Source organism: Bacillus cereus group sp. Bc010 (assembly GCF_027716745.1).
GTDB lineage: Bacteria > Bacillota > Bacilli > Bacillales > Bacillaceae_G > Bacillus_A > Bacillus_A pacificus.
The window spans coordinates 159,374-177,873 of the sequence record NZ_JAQFUY010000003.1 but is presented as its reverse complement, the minus strand read 5'-3'; the positions used below and the strand labels follow the sequence as shown (position 1 = coordinate 177,873).

The following is an 18,500-nucleotide window of genomic DNA, read 5'->3' as shown; positions in this document are numbered from 1 at the left end:
CTAATATAATTTCGCTAAGTAATAACGAATCCCTCTTGAAAACTGATAATTCATGATGAATTTTACAAGCAAAAAGCGTAAGCAAAAGAAAACTTGCTTACGCTATAGAATAAACATCGCAACGATCGTGGTGACAATTAAGCCAATCCCAACTGGTAAAAAGTTTCGACGTGCAAGTTCAAATGGATCGACTTTACAAATCGCAGCGGCAGGAATAAGTGCCCAAGGAATTAACGTCCCGCCCCCGGTCCATATAGCTGCAATTTGCCCGAGGGCTGTTAATGTAGCTGTTCCATGGCCAAGTGCTGTTCCGAAAAGATTGGCAATGGAACCAGCAAGTGATATACCAGAAAAGCCAGATCCATCTAAGCCGGTAATGACACCAACGATAGTTAATGTCCCTGCCGATACATATTGATTTAAAGGAACAGTTTGAGACAAAGCGATTCCTAAGTCGTTAATGATTCCGTGTGAACCTTTCGGTAAATAGTCTCCGATAATTTTTACAAAACCGCTATCTCCTAAATAAAAGAGTGCAGCAATTGGAATAACTGGACCAAAGATTTTAAAGCCAAATTGGAGCCCTTCTATAAAATAATCGGTCGTTTTATTTAGTCCATTTCCTTTGTAAGCGATGAGAGAAATGATGATAATCATAATAACAGTGGTCCCACCGATAAGTGCAGTTGCGTCGCTTCCTTGTAGTTTAAATTGAATCATGCAAAGGATATCGATGGCATATATGATCGGAATACAAATAGCGAGCCATTTTTTTGTCTGAGGAGATAATGAAGTGAGCGTTTTAGAAGACGCAGTTGATGGAATAGATTCTTGTATAGAAGATAATCCTGTATGAAATTCTTTTCGTAAGAAGAAAAATGCGACGGAAGTTGTCACAATGCCCATAACAATTACGAGAGGAACACTGGCAGAAACAACGCTAGAAACAGGAAGACCAGCAGCGTCCGCTGTTAATTTTGGTGCACCTTGAATAACGAAGTCACCAGATAAGGCGATGCCGTGTCCGAATAAGTTCATAGCGATGGCAACTCCAATTGGCGGAAGGCCAACGCGTACAGCGACGGGTAATAAAATAGCCCCCATTAAGGCGACAGCTGGAGAAGGCCAAAAGAAGAAAGAAATTGTCATCATTAAAAGGCCGATAATCCAGTAGGCGAGGGTAGGGGTACGAATCATCTTTGTAAATGGTGAAATCATCGTATCATTTATGCCGGTATGAACGAGTAGATTGCTCATTGATACGATAATGGAAATGATTAATATAGTTGGTAAAAGTTCAGTAATAGCGTAAATGAAACTTTGAAAAATACCGCTAATGGCAAGAGGGATAGAACTTGTAGCTGTTAATGCTAATAAAAAGATAAAAACGATACAAATAATCGTCGTATCCTTTCGGAAAATAAAAAAGGTAATAATGGTGAGTAAACAAATAACATAGAGAGCGTGTAATAGCGTTAATTCAACTCCCATAACATTCACATCCTTTAGGCATTCGTGTAGTTTATTGTATGAAAGCGGTGAAAGTATGTGAGTATAGGAAAAAGAAAAAGTAAAATTTCATGTACTGTAATGGTAAGAATGATAAATGGATGTTATAATACAATTAATCCTAAAAATGGAATTGAAGGAGGGCTTATGCACAAAAAAATTGGGTATTATGGTGTGCTCGTTTGTTTGCTATTATCAGTTATTTCAGGACAATTTCTTAACAGTGCATGGGTGCCAGTTATATTATGTATAGGGGTGTTGGTTTTTGCTCCTATGTATCGCTGGGACGAGTGGAAAGCATACAGCCGAAAAAAGAAAATTATTTTCAGCATCGAGTTTGTTATTATAATTAGCACGATTCCATTTTTGTTACTGAAGGGAAATGAAATAATAGATGGGATTGTAATGTTTCAAGGCTGGTTATTTATTGCAAAATTACTATATTTAATGTGTGTTTTAATAGTGGTAGCGCTAGTCGCTAAAAAAGTAAATGAAAAGTTATTTGCTAATGAATAAAAAAAGTGCCACCTTATTCGGTGGCACTTTCTCATTTTATTGAATGAGCTTTTTGCATCTTTTTAATTAAACGAATTTGTCCGCGATGATTGATTTCATCTTCAAATACGTGAAACCACTTAAAATAGTTATTTGCTTGTTTGTCATACCAAAAGTCTGTCGTTTTAAACAGCCATTCATCAGGTAACGATTGGAATGTTTCAATTGTTTTGGAACGTACTTCTTGTAATGTATCAATATAAAATTCTATAGAGTTTCCTTTTATTTTCTCACGTCCAAGAGCTTCTAACTCGAGGCCAGGTAACCATCTTTCTAGTTCGGCCTCCGTTGGTTCGCGGTCTTCAAAAGTATGAATCTGGTAATAAAATTCAACAGCAGCCATGTGATATAATAGCATGCCGATTGAATTTGCTTCCTCATTATATAAATAATCAAGTTCTTCCATTGTTAAATCTTCCACCTCTTGCATTGTTGTATAGCGAGCGTAATTCATCATGGAAACTAGTTTGGAAAATTCAGGATGTAAACCATCGATTTTATCTATTACAAAGTTCAATTACAATTCCCCCTCTTTAAACGAATACTCCAGAGAAGGCATTCTATGTGCAGAGAAAAAATCCTGTTGAAAATTTCAAAATATTAACAAGGGATTACAATTAGTTCTCTATTTGATTTTGTAATAACTTCATATCCGTCTTTTGTAATGACAATATCATCTTCAATTCTACAACCGCCCCAGTTAGGTATGTAAATACCTGGTTCAACTGTAACGACCATACCCTCTTCTAAAGTAGCCTTACTTTCTTGGGATAGGCGGAGAGGTTCATGAATTTCTAATCCAAGACCATGACCAGTAGAATGTCCAAAATATTGACCGTATCCATGCTCAGTAATGTAGTTTCTCGTTATATCATCGATACGTTTTGCAGTTTCTCCAGGTTTAATCGCTTCAGTCCCACGTTTTAATGCTTCTCGTACAATATTGTATATCTTTTTAAATTCTTCTGATGGTTCCCCGATTGCTACAGTACGTGTTATATCGGAACAGTATCCGTCGTAAAGTGCACCGAAATCTAATGTAACGATGTCGCTCCGCTCGATTATTTTATTTGATGCAACGCCATGAGGAAGAGAAGAACGAACACCAGAAGCTACAATAATTTGAAATGATGAAGATGTAGCTCCTTTTTTTCGCATGAAAAATTCTAACTCATCTCGTACATCATTTTCACTTATTCCCGGTTTTAGAAACGTAAGAATGTGGTGAAATGCTTCGTCCGCAATATGAGCTGCAATTTTCATTGTTTCTATTTCAGGCGTGTCTTTAATGATACGAATACTTTCGATAATTTCGCACACTTGAATCATTTCCGTATGTACGTATTTTTGCAAGTTTTTATATTGTTGCAATGTCATGTTGTTTTCTTCAATTCCAAGTTTTTGAATGTTTAATTTCGATACTTGATGTGCAATCTCTTTTTCTAAATTTCCTTTATGCATAACAATTTCAGCATCTTGTATTTGTGATTTTGCTTGATCTACATAGCGGAAATCTGTTATGAAAACAGCTTGATCCGCAGAGATTAAGACGACGCCAGCACTACCTGTAAAGCCTGTTGCATATTGACGATTTTCTTTTTTTGTAATAAGTAACCCGTCAATTCCATACTTATGTAGTTGTTTTTGGATATTAGTTATTCTTATATTCATTTTAATGCCTCCTTTTTATATTTAATAAAGCAAAAATTGTGCCAATATACTTATTGACAATAAAAGAGAAGAGGGAGTTTTGTGTCAAAAAAACTAGACAAATATAAAATGAGGATGTAAAAAATTTATACAGTAATGTAAACTTGCATATTATAATCTTTCAATTCTAATATTATATTTTTTGTATAAATAAATGGTGATAATTGGTATAATAAGAGGTCGTTATGTGTTCTTGTAGATAAAGGTGCGTAACGAATAAATAGGAATAAGGAATGTGAGTATATGAAGAAATTAAGTAAAGTCATGTCATTTTGCTTCGCTGCTAGTATGCTAGTTGTAACAGGGTGTGAAAAAAGTGAAATCAAAGCTCAAGCAAATGAAACGATTGAACAGCTTGATGAAGCGCCAGAAGTGACAGAAAAAGAAGCGAAAAAGATTGTAAGAAAGAGTGTAGATGCAATAGCAAATGCATTTAGTGAGATGGAAAAAGAAAATGGATGGAGTCGAAATAATCCTGGAGATTTGGCGACAGCGAAAAAAGGAGTTAAGGGATTAGTTACAGAAAAATTTGTAGAGAACCAGCTTCCTAATTCGCTTGAAACATTTAATAGATCTAGAGAGACAGATATGTTGCCATTCCCTATTAATATTGAACCAGAAATGAGATTAACGTATACACAGAAAGATAAAAATTTAACGATTGAAACGATTATACCTTCAAATGATATGGGAAATGAAGCAGAGATATGGGAATTTATTTTCGTTTATAAAGATGGAAAATGGTTAATGGATAAATGGTCATCGCATACACCGAGAGATTTAAAACTTACGAAGGAAGAAGCTAGTGAGTTTCTGAAAATTCGAGGCTTTAAGAATGTCGATTTTGTTAAAGAAGAAAACAGTGGTGACAAAAAATATATTTTTAAAGAAAATACTAGATCAATAGCTGTGGATGCAAAAACATCGGTTATTACATATAATTTAGATGAGCAAAAGCAGGAAAAAGAAGCGAAAGAAAATAGTAGTCAAGAACACGAAAACATTAAGGAAAATAACATGAGTACGCATGCTACTTCTAAAGAAGAGAAGCAGGCTAAAAAAGAAACTTCGTCAGCAGTAGGTAAAAGTAAGGTTTTAAATGAGTTAGCGGCTCTAGAAAACCAAGAAAAACATACAAATGTCATGTCAACAAATGACATAGTAAATGAAATAGAAGGAAATTATGAACTGTGGGATAATAAACTAAATGAAATTTACAGTACATTAAAAAATACGATGTCCCCTGATGCATTTCAGTCATTAAAAACGAAACAAATTGCGTGGGTTAAAGAAAAGGAAAGTAAGGTTAAAGCAATTGGTACTGATACAAATAACGGGACGATGAGACGTATAGATGCTTCAGAAGAGAAATACAAGATGACAAAAGAAAGATGTTATGAATTAGTGAATGGGTATATGAACTAGTTGGAACGAATATAAAAATGCGTTGCTTATGAGCAACGCATTTTTATATTTAAGCTTTTAATTTCATTACAGTATCAGCATCCGGTGTAACATATACGGTTTGCTGATTGTCGTACGTAACAAAACCAAGTTTTGCACCACTCGGTTTTTTCACATGGCGTATTTTGGTGAAATCAACAGGTACAGAACTAGACTCTTTTGCTTTACTGTAATAAGCAGCAATTTTGGCAGCTTCTAGTAAAGTTTCTTCAGCAGGTTCTAAAGAACGAATGACAACGTGAGAACCAGGTATGTCTTTCGTATGTAACCAAATTTCATCACGACGGGCAAATTTCGTTGTTAAATAATCATTTTGCTTATTGTTTTTACCGACGAAAATCTCTGTGCCATCACTTGCTACATATTTATCTAATACTGGTTTAGTAGGCTTTTTCTTTCCGTTTTTCGTTTTACGATTGCGCATATAACCTTCTTCAGCTAATTCCTCACGAATTTCTTCAATATCTTTTGAAGAAGCAGCTTCCATTTGTTGAAGTAAGCTATCAAAATAAAGAATTTCTTCCTTTGTTTTTTCGATTTGTTCTTCTACAACAACAACTGAATTTTTCGCTTTTTGGTACTTTTGGAAATAGCGTTGTGCATTTTCAGATGGCGTTTTTAAAGGATCTAATGCGATCTTTACAGTTCCGCCATTTTCATCATAATAGTTAACGACTTCAATATCTTTATCGCCTTTTTTCAAAGCGTACATATTGGCTGTAAGTAGTTCGCCAAATAGTTGATATTTATCTGCTTTTCCAGCATCTTGTAATGTTTTTTCTAGTTTAATGAGTTTTTTCTCATTTTTATTTTTTTCGTTTTGCATAAAGCGCTCTAAATCATGAGCTTGTTGTTTTACACGGTCACGCTCTGCTTTTCCAAAAAAGAAACGGTCTAGCAATTCACTAACAGATGAGAATGTCTTGTCTTCTCCAGCTAAGTGCGCAAGAGGGAAAAGATAAAAGAATTCTTTCCCATTTGAAGTAGTCATTGTTGGTGAATATGTATGAGTTAATAATGGTTTTTGTATGGAGAAAAATGCGTTAGCTAATGCTTTTTCATTTACCATACCTGCTTTTTTCACTACTTCTTTTGCGAATAATGGTGATATTCCGGTAAAGGTTCCGACTAGCTGTTTATCCATGTTTCCAGATAGAAAGTCTAGCGGTCTAATAAATTCATCATTTGTTTCGATCTGAAGTGGGTTAATTTTATGTTGTGCCGGTGGTGCAATATATTCAGCTCCAGCGTATACAGTTCGATGTCGGTTTACTGCTAAGGAAACGTGTTTTAAGCTATCTAAAATATTGTTTGTTTTTGTATCTACTAAAATGATGTTACTATGTCGTCCCATAATTTCAATTACTAATGTTTTTAGCGATTCATCACCAATTTCATTTCTGCTACGAACGGTAATTTGAATAATACGCTCTAAATCAATTTGTTCAATTTTTTCAATAAATCCACCTTCTAAATGCTTACGAAGAAGCATACAGAACATTGGTGGAAGTGCAGGTGAATCATAATTTTGATTTGTTAAGTGTAAACGTGCATATGTCGGATGAGCGGAAAGAATCAGTTTTTGATTTTTTCCGTTTGCTCGAATATGTAATAAAATCTCGTATTTTGAAGGTTGGTATATCTTAGAAATTCTTCCTGTGTAAAGAGAATTTGCAATTTCATGCGTAATCGCTCTTGTAAATAATCCATCGAATGCCATAAAAACACTCCTTTCTAACTAAAAGTTAATTATAGCATTTTTTTGGACGAGGCTGAATAAGCTTTCAATAGAGTATGTCTGGAATCAGGAGGTCGATAGCAGGATGAACTGGTATGGAATGCGTGCACATGAAGTGGAAGAAAGAACGAATACAAATGTGAAGGTTGGACTTACAGAGAAAGAAGCAGAAGGGCGAATAAAAAAATTTGGTACAAATGAACTAGATGAAGCGAAAAGGCCTTCTGCACTAATGGTATTTTTGGCGCAATTTAAAGATTTTATGGTGCTTGTTTTGTTTGGTGCAACAATCGTTTCGGCTTTTTTAGGGGAATACATTGATTCTATTGCGATTGTGGCAATTGTTATTATCAATGGTATTCTCGGATTTTTTCAAGAAAGAAAGGCTGAAAAGTCATTGGAAGCTTTAAAAGAGCTAGCCGCCCCGCAAGTAACTGTACTGCGAAATGGAAAGTGGGTAAAGGCACCGTCTAAAGCACTCGTTTTAGGTGATATTATTAAATTTTCTAGTGGCGATCGTGTTGGAGCTGATGTACGTCTTGTTGAGGCGTCGAGTTTATATATTGAAGAATCGGCTTTGACAGGAGAGTCAGTACCCGTGCAGAAGAAAGTAGAAGCATTGCAAGGGCAAGATGTTTCAATTGGTGATCAAAAAAATATGGCTTTTATGGGTACGATGATTACACGAGGGTCTGGAACAGGAGTCGTTGTAGCAACGGGTATGAATACAGCGATGGGACAAATTGCAAATATGTTACAAAATGCAGAGCAGATGGAAACACCACTGCAAAGAAGATTAGAGCAACTCGGAAAAATATTAATTATTGTGGCTCTTGTTTTGACAGCGCTTGTCGTGTTAGCTGGTGTGTATCAAGGGAATGAAGTGTATCATATGTTTTTAGCGGGTGTGTCGCTAGCTGTTGCTGCTATTCCAGAAGGATTGCCAGCAATTGTTACAGTAGCCTTATCACTTGGTGTACAGCGTATGATAAAAAAGAGAGCAATTGTAAGAAAGTTACCAGCAGTAGAAACATTAGGTTGCGCTTCTGTTATATGCTCTGATAAAACAGGAACGATGACGCAAAACAAAATGATGGTAACACATATGTGGTCAGGTGGAGAGTTGTGGAAAGTGACAGGCCAAGGATATGAACCTAATGGCTCGTTTATGAAAGGTGAAAAAGAAATTAATCCAGCTAAGACGAAATCACTTTATCAACTACTTACATTTGGTTCGTTATGCAATAACGCAAATATTATTCAAAAGAAAAAGGCGTATGTATTAGATGGAGATCCAACTGAGGGAGCGCTTGTAGCTGCAGCAATGAAAGCGGGGATAACGCGTGAGGCGCTGAAAGGGAAATTTGAAATTATCCGTGAATTTCCGTTTGATTCAACTCGAAAAATGATGAGTGTTATTGTACGAGATCGAGAGGGTAAAAAGTTTGTCGTTACGAAGGGAGCACCAGATGTCCTTCTGCAAATGAGTCAAACGATTTTATGGGGGGATAAGCAGCAACCATTAAGTGAGTTGTATAGAAAAGAAGTACAGGCGGCTATTCATAGCTTAGGTAGTCAAGCACTTCGAACAATTGCAGTTGCTTTTAAGCCTTTAAAAGTAACAGACTCAATTGAACATGAAAGAGACGTTGAAAAAGATTTTATGTTAGTTGGAATACAAGGAATGATTGATCCGCCAAGACCAGAAGTAGAGCAGGCAGTAAAAGAGTGCAGAGAAGCTGGTATTCGAACGGTGATGATTACAGGTGATCATAAAGTGACTGCAATGGCGATTGCAGAACAATTAAGCATTTTACCACCAGGTGGACGCGTTGTTGAAGGGGTAGAACTCGCAACTATGGATGTAGAAGAATTAGAAAATGTTGTAGAAGATACGTATGTATTTGCTCGTGTATCACCAGAACATAAATTAAAAATTGTTAAGGCGTTGCAAAATAAAGGACATATAGTGGCGATGACAGGTGATGGAGTAAACGATGCTCCGGCTATAAAAACTGCGGATATTGGGATAGCGATGGGAATTACAGGGACAGATGTTGCAAAAGAAGCTTCTTCTCTCGTATTGCTGGACGATAATTTCGCTACGATAAAATCAGCAATTAAAGAAGGTAGAAATATATACGAGAACATACGTAAGTTTATTCGTTATTTATTAGCATCGAACGTTGGAGAAATTTTGGTCATGTTATTTGCAATGTTACTTGCACTACCGCTGCCGATGGTTCCAATTCAAATTTTATGGGTGAATTTAGTTACTGACGGTTTACCGGCGATGGCGTTAGGTTTGGATAAGGCCGAGGGAGACGTGATGAAGAGAACGCCGCGTCATCCGAAAGAAGGGGTATTTGCTAGAGGGCTTGCCTGGAAAATTATAAGTCGTGGCTTTCTAATTGGGGCAGTGACGCTAGTAGCATTTATTATTGCGTATAATCAACATCCAAATGAACTGAAATATGCACAAACTGTAGCGTTTGCAACATTGGTACTTGCTCAGCTGATTCATGTATTTGATTGCCGAAGTGAGCATTCTGTTTTCCACCGCAATCCGTTTGGAAATGTGTATTTAGTAGGAGCGGTTATCATTTCATTACTACTCATGCTAGTCGTTATATATTATCCACCGTTACAACCGATTTTTAGCACGATGCCAATACAAGCGAGAGATTGGTTGTTAATTGGAGGTTTATCGTCAATTCCGACCTTCTTATTAGTAGGCTCTTTATTAACAGGGAAAAAAGGGAAGAAGGAAAAGCCAATATTATATAAGAAGGGATTAAACTTGAAATAGTCAATGATATGAAAATGTGATATAATTTACAGAAGGTAGTAGAGCCTTGTCTCTATTACCTTTTTCATTGAGTTATTTCATGGCTTGGATGTGATAAAAAATGATTTGTAGTATGACAGGATTTGGAAGGTCGAAAGTAGAGAGTGATACTTTTCAAATTACAGTAGAAATGAAATCGGTGAACCATCGTTTTCTAGAGATGAGTATTCGACTACCGAAGCAAATGATGGTATTTGAAGACAAAATTCGTAAAATAATTGCACAGCAAGTTCGCCGTGGACGTATTGAAGTGTCTATTAGTATAGCGGGTGAAGGGCTTGTTGAAAGAAAATTAAGTGTGAATTGGTCGCTTCTTGAGCAGTACCAATCAATTATGGAAGATATAAAAGGAAAATTTCAATTACAAGATTCTATTACACTCGAGCAATTAATGGCAATGCCAGAAGTAACAGCGATTGAAGAGGTAGAAAACGTAAATGAACAATTTGAGAACAGTTTATATGAGGCTGTTCGCCAAGCTGCTCATATGTTAAAAACGATGAGAGATGGCGAAGGAGAACGATTACATAAAGATATAGCGTATCGCTTACAAGAGATTCACAATTGTGTAAATGCTATTATTCCGCATGCACCAATTGTTACACAAAAATATCGTGAACGATTAGAAAATCGCTTAAAGGAATTACATAATCAAGATCTAGATGAACAAAGATTGCTAACAGAAGTTGCAATCTTTGCTGAGCGTTGTGATATTCACGAAGAGTTAGTTCGTTTGCAAAGTCATTTAGAACAATTCCGTGAAACACTGCAGATTGAAGAGCCTGTTGGAAGGAAAATGGATTTCATCGTGCAAGAGATGCATAGAGAAATTAATACGATTGGTTCTAAGGCAAATGACTTAACAATTTCAAAATATGTTGTAGAAATGAAAAATAACCTTGAAAAAATTCGTGAACAAGTACAAAATATTGAGTAGCTTTCAAAAAATATATAAAGTTATACGTGGTGGAGAAATCGGATAGACTTACTAGGAGGCGCAAACTATGGCCATGCGGTTTTTAAATATTGGATACGGAAATATTGTATCTGCTCATCGAATTATTGCTATTGTAAGTCCGGAGTCAGCTCCTATTAAACGAACAGTACAGGAAGCACGCGAACATAATGCTTTGCTTGATGCTACGTATGGGAGAAAAACAAGGGCGGTTATTGTTATGGATGATGGGCATGTTGTATTAAGTCCAATTCAGCCAGAGACGATTGCACATCGTTTGAATAATAAAGAAGATTTAAGTGAGGAAGGGTAGGTTTTACATATTTATGAGAAGTAGAAGAGGATTGCTCATCGTTCTTTCAGGACCTTCTGGGGTTGGTAAAGGAACGGTTCGAAAAGAGCTGTTTAGTCATGAGGATACACGTTTTCAGTATTCCATTTCAGTAACGACACGTAAGCCGCGTGAAGGTGAAGTGGATGGTGTGGATTATTTCTTTAAAGAGAGAGAAGAATTTGAGGAAATGATTCGTAATGAAAAATTACTTGAGTGGGCTGAGTTCGTAGGTAATTATTACGGAACACCAATTGACTATGTTGAAAAAACATTACAAGAAGGAAAAGATGTATTCTTAGAAATTGAAGTGCAAGGAGCAATTCAAGTTAAGAAAGCTTTCCCAGAAGGTGTATTTATTTTCTTAGCACCTCCAAGTTTATCTGAACTAAAGAACCGAATTGTCGGTCGTGGTACAGAAACTGAAGATGTTATTGAAAATCGTTTAACGGTAGCGAAAGAAGAAATTGATATGATGGACGCTTACGACTACGTTGTAGAAAACGACCAAGTTGAACTAGCTTGTGAAAGAATTAAAGCAATTGTGGTTGGCGAACATTGCCGCCGCGAAAGAGTAGCAAAATATTATAAAGAAATGACGGAGGGTCTATAATTATGTTAAATCCATCAATTGATTCATTATTAACAAAAATCGATTCTAAATATACACTTGTAACAGTGGCTGCAAAACGTGCGCGCGAAATGCAACTTGCTAATAACTGTGTTGTAGAAAAACCAGTTTCTCATAAATGTGTAGGTAAAGCATTAGAAGAAATCGATATTGAAGCGTTAAGCTACGTACCAAGTGAAGATAAAGTAACTGAATAAGACTTTGTCTTCGACAATTTAAAACATAGACTTTATAATTTTCTATGTAACGGTAACAACCTATTTACAAGTAGGTTGTTATTTTTTTACGGTAGGGAAGAAATATTGATACTGATGAGCTGATAATCTTGTTTCAGTATGATAAGTTTGAAAAAGAAAGAGGACGAGCCATATGCTAAAAGGGAAAAAGATACTTTTATGTGTAACAGGAGGCATTGCGGTCTTTAAAGCGGCTGCGTTAACGAGTAAATTGACACAATCTGGTGCTATTGTAAAAGTAATGATGAGTGAGTCGGCAATGAAATTTGTTACACCTCTTACATTCCAAGCGCTTTCTCGCCATGATGTATATACGGATACATTCGATGAGAAAGACTCAGCTGTTATTGCTCATATCGATTTAGCAGATTGGGCAGATGTTGTACTTGTTGCACCTGCTACAGCCAATTGTATTGGAAAGTTAGCTAACGGTATTGCAGATGATATGATTACAACTACTTTGTTAGCTACTACAGCCCCAGTGTGGATTGCACCTGCTATGAATGTGCATATGTATGAAAATAAAATTGTTCAAAAAAATATGATGACGTTAAAAACGTTAGGGTATACATTTATTGAGCCCGGAGAAGGTTTTTTAGCGTGTGGTTATGTAGCGAAAGGAAGATTAGAAGAACCTGAAGCGATTATCGCACGGTTAGAAGAGGCTTTTTCAGAACAAAAACCATTACATGGAAAAAGAATATTAATAACTGCTGGTCCAACGCGTGAAAAGATTGATCCAGTTCGTTTTATGACCAATTTTTCTTCTGGAAAAATGGGATATGCGATTGCGGAAGTGGCAGCGAACTTAGGTGCTGACGTCATACTCGTTTCGGGACCGACAGCATTACATCCACCATTACATGTAACTACGGTGCAAGTGGAATCTGCGCAAGATATGTTAGAGGCGGTTATTCAACATTATGAAGACGTAGATGTTGTTATTAAAACAGCAGCAGTTGCAGATTATCGCCCGAAATACGTTCATGATAATAAAATGAAAAAGAAAAATGGCGATGCTGTAATTGAACTTGAGAGAACAGTAGATATTTTAAAAACGTTAGGTGAGATGAAGGACAAACAGTTACTTATCGGTTTTGCGGCTGAAACGACAAACGTAGAGGAATATGCAACGAAAAAGTTACGTGAGAAAAATGCGAATATGATTGTTGCAAACGACGTAAAGGCGCAAGGAGCTGGATTTGGTACAGATACGAACATTGTAACAATGTATAGAAAAGATGGAGAAGTTATAGAGTTGCCACTTTTAACGAAGAAAGAGGTTGCTCGTGAAATATTAAAGCAAATTGAAATGATGTTAGAAGATGATCGTCTATGAAATTTGCAAGTGTAATTGTTGATGTACCTGCACGTCAGACAGATCGACCATTTGATTATATTATCCCTAAAAAATGGGAAGATATTGTCCAGACAGGCATGCGTGTAGTAGTTCCGTTTGGCCCAAGGAAATTGCAAGGTTTTATTATTGGGATTAAAGATTCTGTTGAAGTAGAAAGTAAGAAGTTAAAGACAATCCATGAAATTTTAGATGTAACACCCGTTTTAAATGAAGAGTTGTTAAAGCTAGGGTATTGGCTTACAAGTGAAACGTTATGTTATATGATTTCAGCTTTTCAAGTTATGCTTCCAACGGCGATAAAAGCAACATATAAAAAACGTCTACAGCTTCGCAAACAAGAAGAAGTAGCACCTGAACTACTGTTTTTATTCCAGGACAGAGAAGCGATAGATTGGGAAGCGATTGAGACGCAACCACATCTATACCGCACGATTCAACAAGAAATTAAACATGGCACGATTGAAGTTGTTTATCAAGTAAAAGATAAAGTACAAAAGAAGAAACAAAGAGTCGTTCAACCGGAGTTGTCAGAAGATAAATTAGAATTAGCAGCATTTGAACTGAAAAGTAAAAAACAACAAGATGTCCTCTATTATTTTGTGGAAAATTATAAAAGTGTACCGTTGAAAGTAATAACAGAAGAGTTACAAATAACAGATGCTCCAATTAAAGCACTTGTTAAAAAGGGACTACTCTCAGAAAAGTATGTGGAAGTGTACCGAAATCCGTATGACGATGACGATTTTGAACAAACGAAACCATTCCCACTTACTGAGGAACAAAAGCAAGTTATTACACCGATTTTATCATCAATTACAAATGAAACTTACAATCCATTTTTACTATATGGTGTTACAGGAAGCGGAAAAACAGAAGTATATTTACAATCTATAGCAGCGGTGCTCGAGAAAGGAAAAGAAGCTATTGTACTTGTTCCTGAAATTGCACTAACGCCTCAGATGGTAGATCGTTTTAAAGGTAGATTTGGCTCACAAGTTGCAGTTCTTCATAGTGCGCTGTCTGTTGGAGAAAAATATGATGAATGGCGTAAGATTTTAAGAAAAGAAGTGAAAGTCGTAGTTGGTGCACGTTCAGCTGTATTTGCTCCTTTTGAAAATTTAGGGATTATTATTATTGATGAGGAACATGAATCGAGCTATAAGCAAGAAGATAATCCGAGGTATCATGCAAGGGATGTAGCTGTGTGGAGAGGACAATATCATAAATGCCCTATCGTTCTTGGTAGTGCAACACCGACGCTTGAATCGTTTGCAAGAGCGAAAAAAGGTGTGTATGAATTACTGACGATGGAAAAACGTATGAACGAACAAGCTTTACCGACAGTAGAGATTGTTGATATGCGTGAAGAACTTCGTGACGGGAATCGCTCCATGTTTTCAAAGGCGCTGCATGAAAAAATAGCAGATCGGTTAGAAAAGAAAGAACAAATGGTGCTCTTTTTAAATAGAAGAGGTCATTCTACATTTGTTATGTGCCGTGATTGCGGGTATGTTGTACAATGTCCGCATTGTGATATCTCGCTGACATATCATAAAATGAACCATCGTTTAAAATGCCATTATTGCAGTTACGAAGAAAATATGCCGACTGCGTGTCCTGCTTGTCAAAGTACATACATTCGTTTCTTTGGTACAGGTACGCAAAAGGTAGAAGAAGAAATTACAAAACTATTTCCAGAGGCACGAGTCATTCGAATGGATGTAGATACGACGAGTCGTAAAGGGATGCATGAGAAATTATTAAAGGCGTTCGGGGAAGAAAAAGCAGATATATTACTTGGAACACAAATGATTGCAAAAGGATTAGATTTTCCGAAAGTAACGCTTGTTGGTGTTTTAACTGCTGATACGATGCTTCATTTACCTGATTTCCGGGCGAGTGAAAAGACTTATCAGTTATTGACGCAAGTAAGTGGACGAGCAGGCCGACATGAATTGCCAGGGGAAGTTATCATTCAAACGTATACGCCAGAACATTATAGTATAGAGTTAGCAAAGAACCAACAATATGATGTGTTTTTTGACCAAGAAATGCAAATGAGGCGAACGAGACAATACCCACCTTATTACTATGTTGTACTTGTGACGGTATCTCATCCGGAATTATTAAAGGCAGTACAAGTGACGGAAAAAATTGTCGGTCATTTACGGACGCACTGTTCGCAGCAAACGATGGTGTTAGGACCGGTTGCTTCAGCAATTCCAAGGATAAAAGATAGATATCGTTATCAATGCATGATAAAATACAAACGGGAACCAAACTTAAAGAACGTGCTCAAAATGGTAAATGAACATTATCAAGCAGAAATGCAAAAAGAGCTACAAATCTCAATTGATTTTAATCCAACAATGTTAATGTAGCGGAGGGAAATATGGCAGTTTTAGAAATAGTAAAGCATCCAAATGAAGTGTTAGAAACACCGTGTGAAAGAGTAATTAACTTTGATAAAAAGTTAGTGAAATTGTTGAAAGATATGCATGAAACAATGTTAATTGCGGACGGAGTCGGTTTAGCTGCGCCTCAAGTAGGGGTAAGCTTGCAAGTGGCGGTAGTTGATATCGGTGATGATACTGGGAAAATTGAGTTAATCAATCCATCGATATTAGAAAAACGTGGTGAACAAGTAGGTCCCGAAGGCTGTTTAAGCTTCCCGGGACTTTATGGTGAAGTGGAACGTGCGGATTATATTAAAGTGCGTGCGCAAAATCGCAGAGGTAAAGTATTTTTATTAGAAGCAGAAGGGTTTTTAGCGCGTGCAATTCAACATGAAATCGATCATTTACACGGTGTGTTATTTACATCGAAAGTGACAAGATATTATGAGGAAAACGAATTAGAATAGGTATTAAAAGGAGCGGTTTTTAAATGATAAAAGTAGTATTTATGGGAACACCGGACTTTTCAGTGCCGGTGCTTCGTCGTCTTATTGAAGATGGCTATGATGTAATAGGTGTTGTGACGCAACCAGATCGTCCGGTAGGCAGAAAGAAAGTATTAACACCTACACCTGTTAAAGTGGAAGCAGAAAAACATGGTATTCCAGTGTTACAACCGTTAAGAATTCGTGAAAAAGACGAATATGAAAAAGTACTGGCATTAGAGCCGGATTTAATTGTAACAGCTGCGTTCGGTCAAATTGTACCAAATGAAATTTTAGAAGCACCGAAGTATGGATGTATTAACGTCCACGCTTCTTTACTTCCTGAACTTCGTGGTGGTGCACCAATCCATTATGCAATTATGGAAGGGAAAGAAAAAACAGGTATTACAATTATGTATATGGTAGAAAAATTGGATGCTGGTGATATTTTAACGCAAGTAGAAGTGGAAATTGAAGAGCGTGAAACGACAGGCTCGTTATTTGATAAGTTAAGTGAAGCAGGGGCACATCTTTTATCTAAAACAGTACCTTTACTAATTCAAGGTAAGTTAGAACCAATTAAACAAAGCGAGGAAGAAGTAACGTTTGCATATAATATAAAACGTGAGCAAGAGAAAATTGATTGGACAAAAACAGGTGAAGAAGTATACAATCACATTCGCGGATTGAATCCATGGCCAGTTGCTTATACAACTTTAGCAGGACAAGTTGTTAAAGTATGGTGGGGAGAAAAAGTACCTGTAACGAAATCAGCTGAAGCAGGTACGATTGTTGCAATTGAAGAAGATGGTTTCGTTGTAGCAACTGGTAATGAAACGGGTGTTAAAGTTACAGAATTGCAACCTTCTGGTAAAAAGCGTATGAGTTGTTCGCAATTTTTACGTGGCACAAAACCTGAAATTGGAACGAAGTTAGGAGAAAATGCATGAGACAAAATGTTCGTGAATTAGCTCTTGATGGTTTAATTCAAGTAGAAAAAAGTGGTGCATACAGTAACTTACTTTTAAATAATCTAATTGAAAAAAGTACAATTGATAGAAAAGATATTGGTTTATTAACTGAAATTGTATATGGAACAATTCAACGTCGTGACACATTAGATTATTATTTACAGCCTTTTTTAAAAAAGAAGGTTGAAGCGTGGGTAAGAGTATTGCTTCGCTTATCTTTATATCAAATGATTTATTTAGACCGAGTGCCCGAAAGAGCGGCTATTCATGAAGCAGTTGAGATTGCAAAGCGTCGCGGGCATAAAGGAATTGCTGGTATGGTGAACGGTGTATTACGTTCGATTCAAAGAGAAGGTGTACCTTCTGTAGATGAAATCAAAGATCCAGTAGAACGCTTGGCAATTGCAACAAGTCATCCAGTTTGGCTTGTCCAAGAATGGGCTTCAGAATATGGTTTAGAAACTGCTGAGAAAATGTGTGAAGTGAACATGTTACCGCCTGTACCAACAGCGCGTGTAAATGTTGATAAAATAACAGTAGAAGAAGCAATTACATTATTAGCTAGTGAAGGTATAGAAGCGAAGCGTGGCGATTTATCAGATGATGCAATTCAAATTGAAAAAGGAAATGTAGCGCACACAGATGCGTTTAAAAAAGGTTTTCTTTCTATTCAAGATGAAAGTTCTATGCTGGTAGCACGTGCCTTAGAACCAGATGAGGGAGATGTAGTTCTTGATAGTTGTGCTGCTCCAGGTGGAAAAACAACGCATATTGCAGAGCGATTAAAAGGAACTGGTCAAGTCATGTCCCTTGATTTACATGCGCACAAAGTACGTTTAATTAAACAACAAGCAGAGCGACTTGGTCTAGGAAATGTCGAAACAAAGGCATTAGATGCTAGAAAAGTACAAGAACACTTTGCAAATGAAACGTTTGATAAAATATTAGTAGATGCCCCATGTTCTGGATTTGGTGTAATTAGACGTAAGCCTGATATTAAGTTAGGTAAAGATAAAGGCGATAGTGAAAGATTATCGACGATTCAACTTGCAATACTAGAAAAAATCGCACCGTTATTAAAACAAGGTGGTCGCCTTGTTTATAGTACGTGTACAATTGAGAAAATAGAAAATGAACAAGTAATAGAACGATTTTTACAAGAGCATCCTGAGTTCGAGTGGGATACTACGATAAAAGAGCGTATGCCAGAAAAGCTAAGTCCGTATATTGATGAAGGTCAAGTACAAATTTTACCGCATTATTTTGCAACAGATGGCTTTTATATTGCTTGTTTAAGGAAGAAGGTGTAGC

16 protein-coding genes are annotated in these 18,500 nt (G+C 36.6%); 12 read left to right on the top strand and 4 right to left on the bottom strand.

Features of this window, described 5'->3' with window-relative positions:
* Positions 1-102 precede the first annotated feature (102 nt).
* Positions 103-1,491, bottom strand: a complete 1,389-nt coding sequence (locus tag PDQ68_RS06280; protein WP_016718315.1) for a membrane protein — start codon at positions 1,489-1,491, stop codon at positions 103-105.
* A gap of 165 nt (positions 1,492-1,656) precedes the next feature.
* Between PDQ68_RS06280 and PDQ68_RS06275 the strand changes: the two genes are divergently transcribed.
* The gene (locus tag PDQ68_RS06275) at positions 1,657-2,025 is read left to right on the top strand and encodes a YoqO family protein (RefSeq protein WP_061183982.1); all 369 of its coding nucleotides are present in this window, start codon (positions 1,657-1,659) and stop codon (positions 2,023-2,025) included.
* A 31-nt stretch (positions 2,026-2,056) separates the two neighbouring features.
* On the opposite strand, the gene PDQ68_RS06270 is transcribed toward PDQ68_RS06275, so the two are convergent.
* Both PDQ68_RS06270 and PDQ68_RS06265 read right to left on the bottom strand, forming a co-directional pair.
* Complete coding sequence (locus PDQ68_RS06270; protein WP_061183960.1) at positions 2,057-2,581, bottom strand: DinB family protein; 525 nt, start codon at positions 2,579-2,581, stop codon at positions 2,057-2,059.
* Positions 2,582-2,664: 83 nt separating this feature from the next.
* On the bottom strand, positions 2,665-3,735 hold the full coding sequence (locus PDQ68_RS06265; RefSeq protein ID WP_001026203.1) for a M24 family metallopeptidase: 1,071 nt from the start codon (positions 3,733-3,735) through the stop codon (positions 2,665-2,667).
* 282 nt (positions 3,736-4,017) lie between these two features.
* On the opposite strand from PDQ68_RS06265, the gene PDQ68_RS06260 reads away from it, so the two are divergent.
* A complete protein-coding gene (locus PDQ68_RS06260) occupies positions 4,018-5,199 on the top strand; it encodes a lysozyme inhibitor LprI family protein (RefSeq protein ID WP_061183961.1) in 1,182 nt (393 codons plus the stop codon).
* Between the two features lie 49 nt (positions 5,200-5,248).
* On the opposite strand, the gene PDQ68_RS06255 is transcribed toward PDQ68_RS06260, so the two are convergent.
* On the bottom strand, positions 5,249-6,958 hold the full coding sequence (locus PDQ68_RS06255) for an Rqc2 family fibronectin-binding protein (protein ID WP_049110777.1): 1,710 nt from the start codon (positions 6,956-6,958) through the stop codon (positions 5,249-5,251).
* Between the two features lie 103 nt (positions 6,959-7,061).
* Between PDQ68_RS06255 and PDQ68_RS06250 the strand changes: the two genes are divergently transcribed.
* From PDQ68_RS06250 to rsmB, 10 genes are all read left to right on the top strand, one after another.
* Entirely contained in the window at positions 7,062-9,785 is a 2,724-nt protein-coding gene (locus PDQ68_RS06250; protein WP_001104744.1) for a calcium-translocating P-type ATPase, SERCA-type, read from the top strand.
* 100 nt (positions 9,786-9,885) lie between these two features.
* Positions 9,886-10,761 carry a YicC/YloC family endoribonuclease gene (locus PDQ68_RS06245; protein WP_000564120.1) on the top strand — a complete coding sequence of 292 codons (876 nt, stop codon included), beginning with the start codon at positions 9,886-9,888 and terminating at the stop codon, positions 10,759-10,761.
* Positions 10,762-10,828: 67 nt separating this feature from the next.
* Entirely contained in the window at positions 10,829-11,092 is a 264-nt protein-coding gene (gene remA, locus PDQ68_RS06240; protein ID WP_001251456.1) for an extracellular matrix/biofilm regulator RemA, read from the top strand.
* 13 nt (positions 11,093-11,105) lie between these two features.
* Positions 11,106-11,723 (top strand): guanylate kinase, encoded by a 618-nt coding sequence (gene gmk, locus PDQ68_RS06235; protein ID WP_001257738.1) that lies wholly within the window; start codon positions 11,106-11,108, stop codon positions 11,721-11,723.
* Positions 11,724-11,725: 2 nt separating this feature from the next.
* Positions 11,726-11,938, top strand: coding sequence for a DNA-directed RNA polymerase subunit omega (gene rpoZ, locus PDQ68_RS06230; protein WP_000933969.1), 213 nt, complete (start codon positions 11,726-11,728; stop codon positions 11,936-11,938).
* Between the two features lie 172 nt (positions 11,939-12,110).
* Entirely contained in the window at positions 12,111-13,316 is a 1,206-nt protein-coding gene (gene coaBC, locus PDQ68_RS06225) for a bifunctional phosphopantothenoylcysteine decarboxylase/phosphopantothenate--cysteine ligase CoaBC (RefSeq protein ID WP_000911756.1), read from the top strand.
* Positions 13,313-15,718, top strand: a complete 2,406-nt coding sequence (gene priA / locus PDQ68_RS06220; RefSeq protein ID WP_000666730.1) for a primosomal protein N' — start codon at positions 13,313-13,315, stop codon at positions 15,716-15,718. Before coaBC ends, priA begins: the two co-directional genes overlap by 4 nt.
* A gap of 11 nt (positions 15,719-15,729) precedes the next feature.
* Positions 15,730-16,200 carry a peptide deformylase gene (gene def / locus PDQ68_RS06215; RefSeq protein WP_000279468.1) on the top strand — a complete coding sequence of 157 codons (471 nt, stop codon included), beginning with the start codon at positions 15,730-15,732 and terminating at the stop codon, positions 16,198-16,200.
* A 23-nt stretch (positions 16,201-16,223) separates the two neighbouring features.
* Positions 16,224-17,168, top strand: a complete 945-nt coding sequence (gene fmt / locus PDQ68_RS06210; RefSeq protein WP_016718311.1) for a methionyl-tRNA formyltransferase — start codon at positions 16,224-16,226, stop codon at positions 17,166-17,168.
* Positions 17,165-18,499 carry a 16S rRNA (cytosine(967)-C(5))-methyltransferase RsmB gene (gene rsmB / locus PDQ68_RS06205; protein ID WP_016718310.1) on the top strand — a complete coding sequence of 445 codons (1,335 nt, stop codon included), beginning with the start codon at positions 17,165-17,167 and terminating at the stop codon, positions 18,497-18,499. The genes fmt and rsmB overlap by 4 nt, the downstream gene beginning before the upstream one ends.
* The last annotated feature ends 1 nt before the right edge of the window (position 18,500 follow it).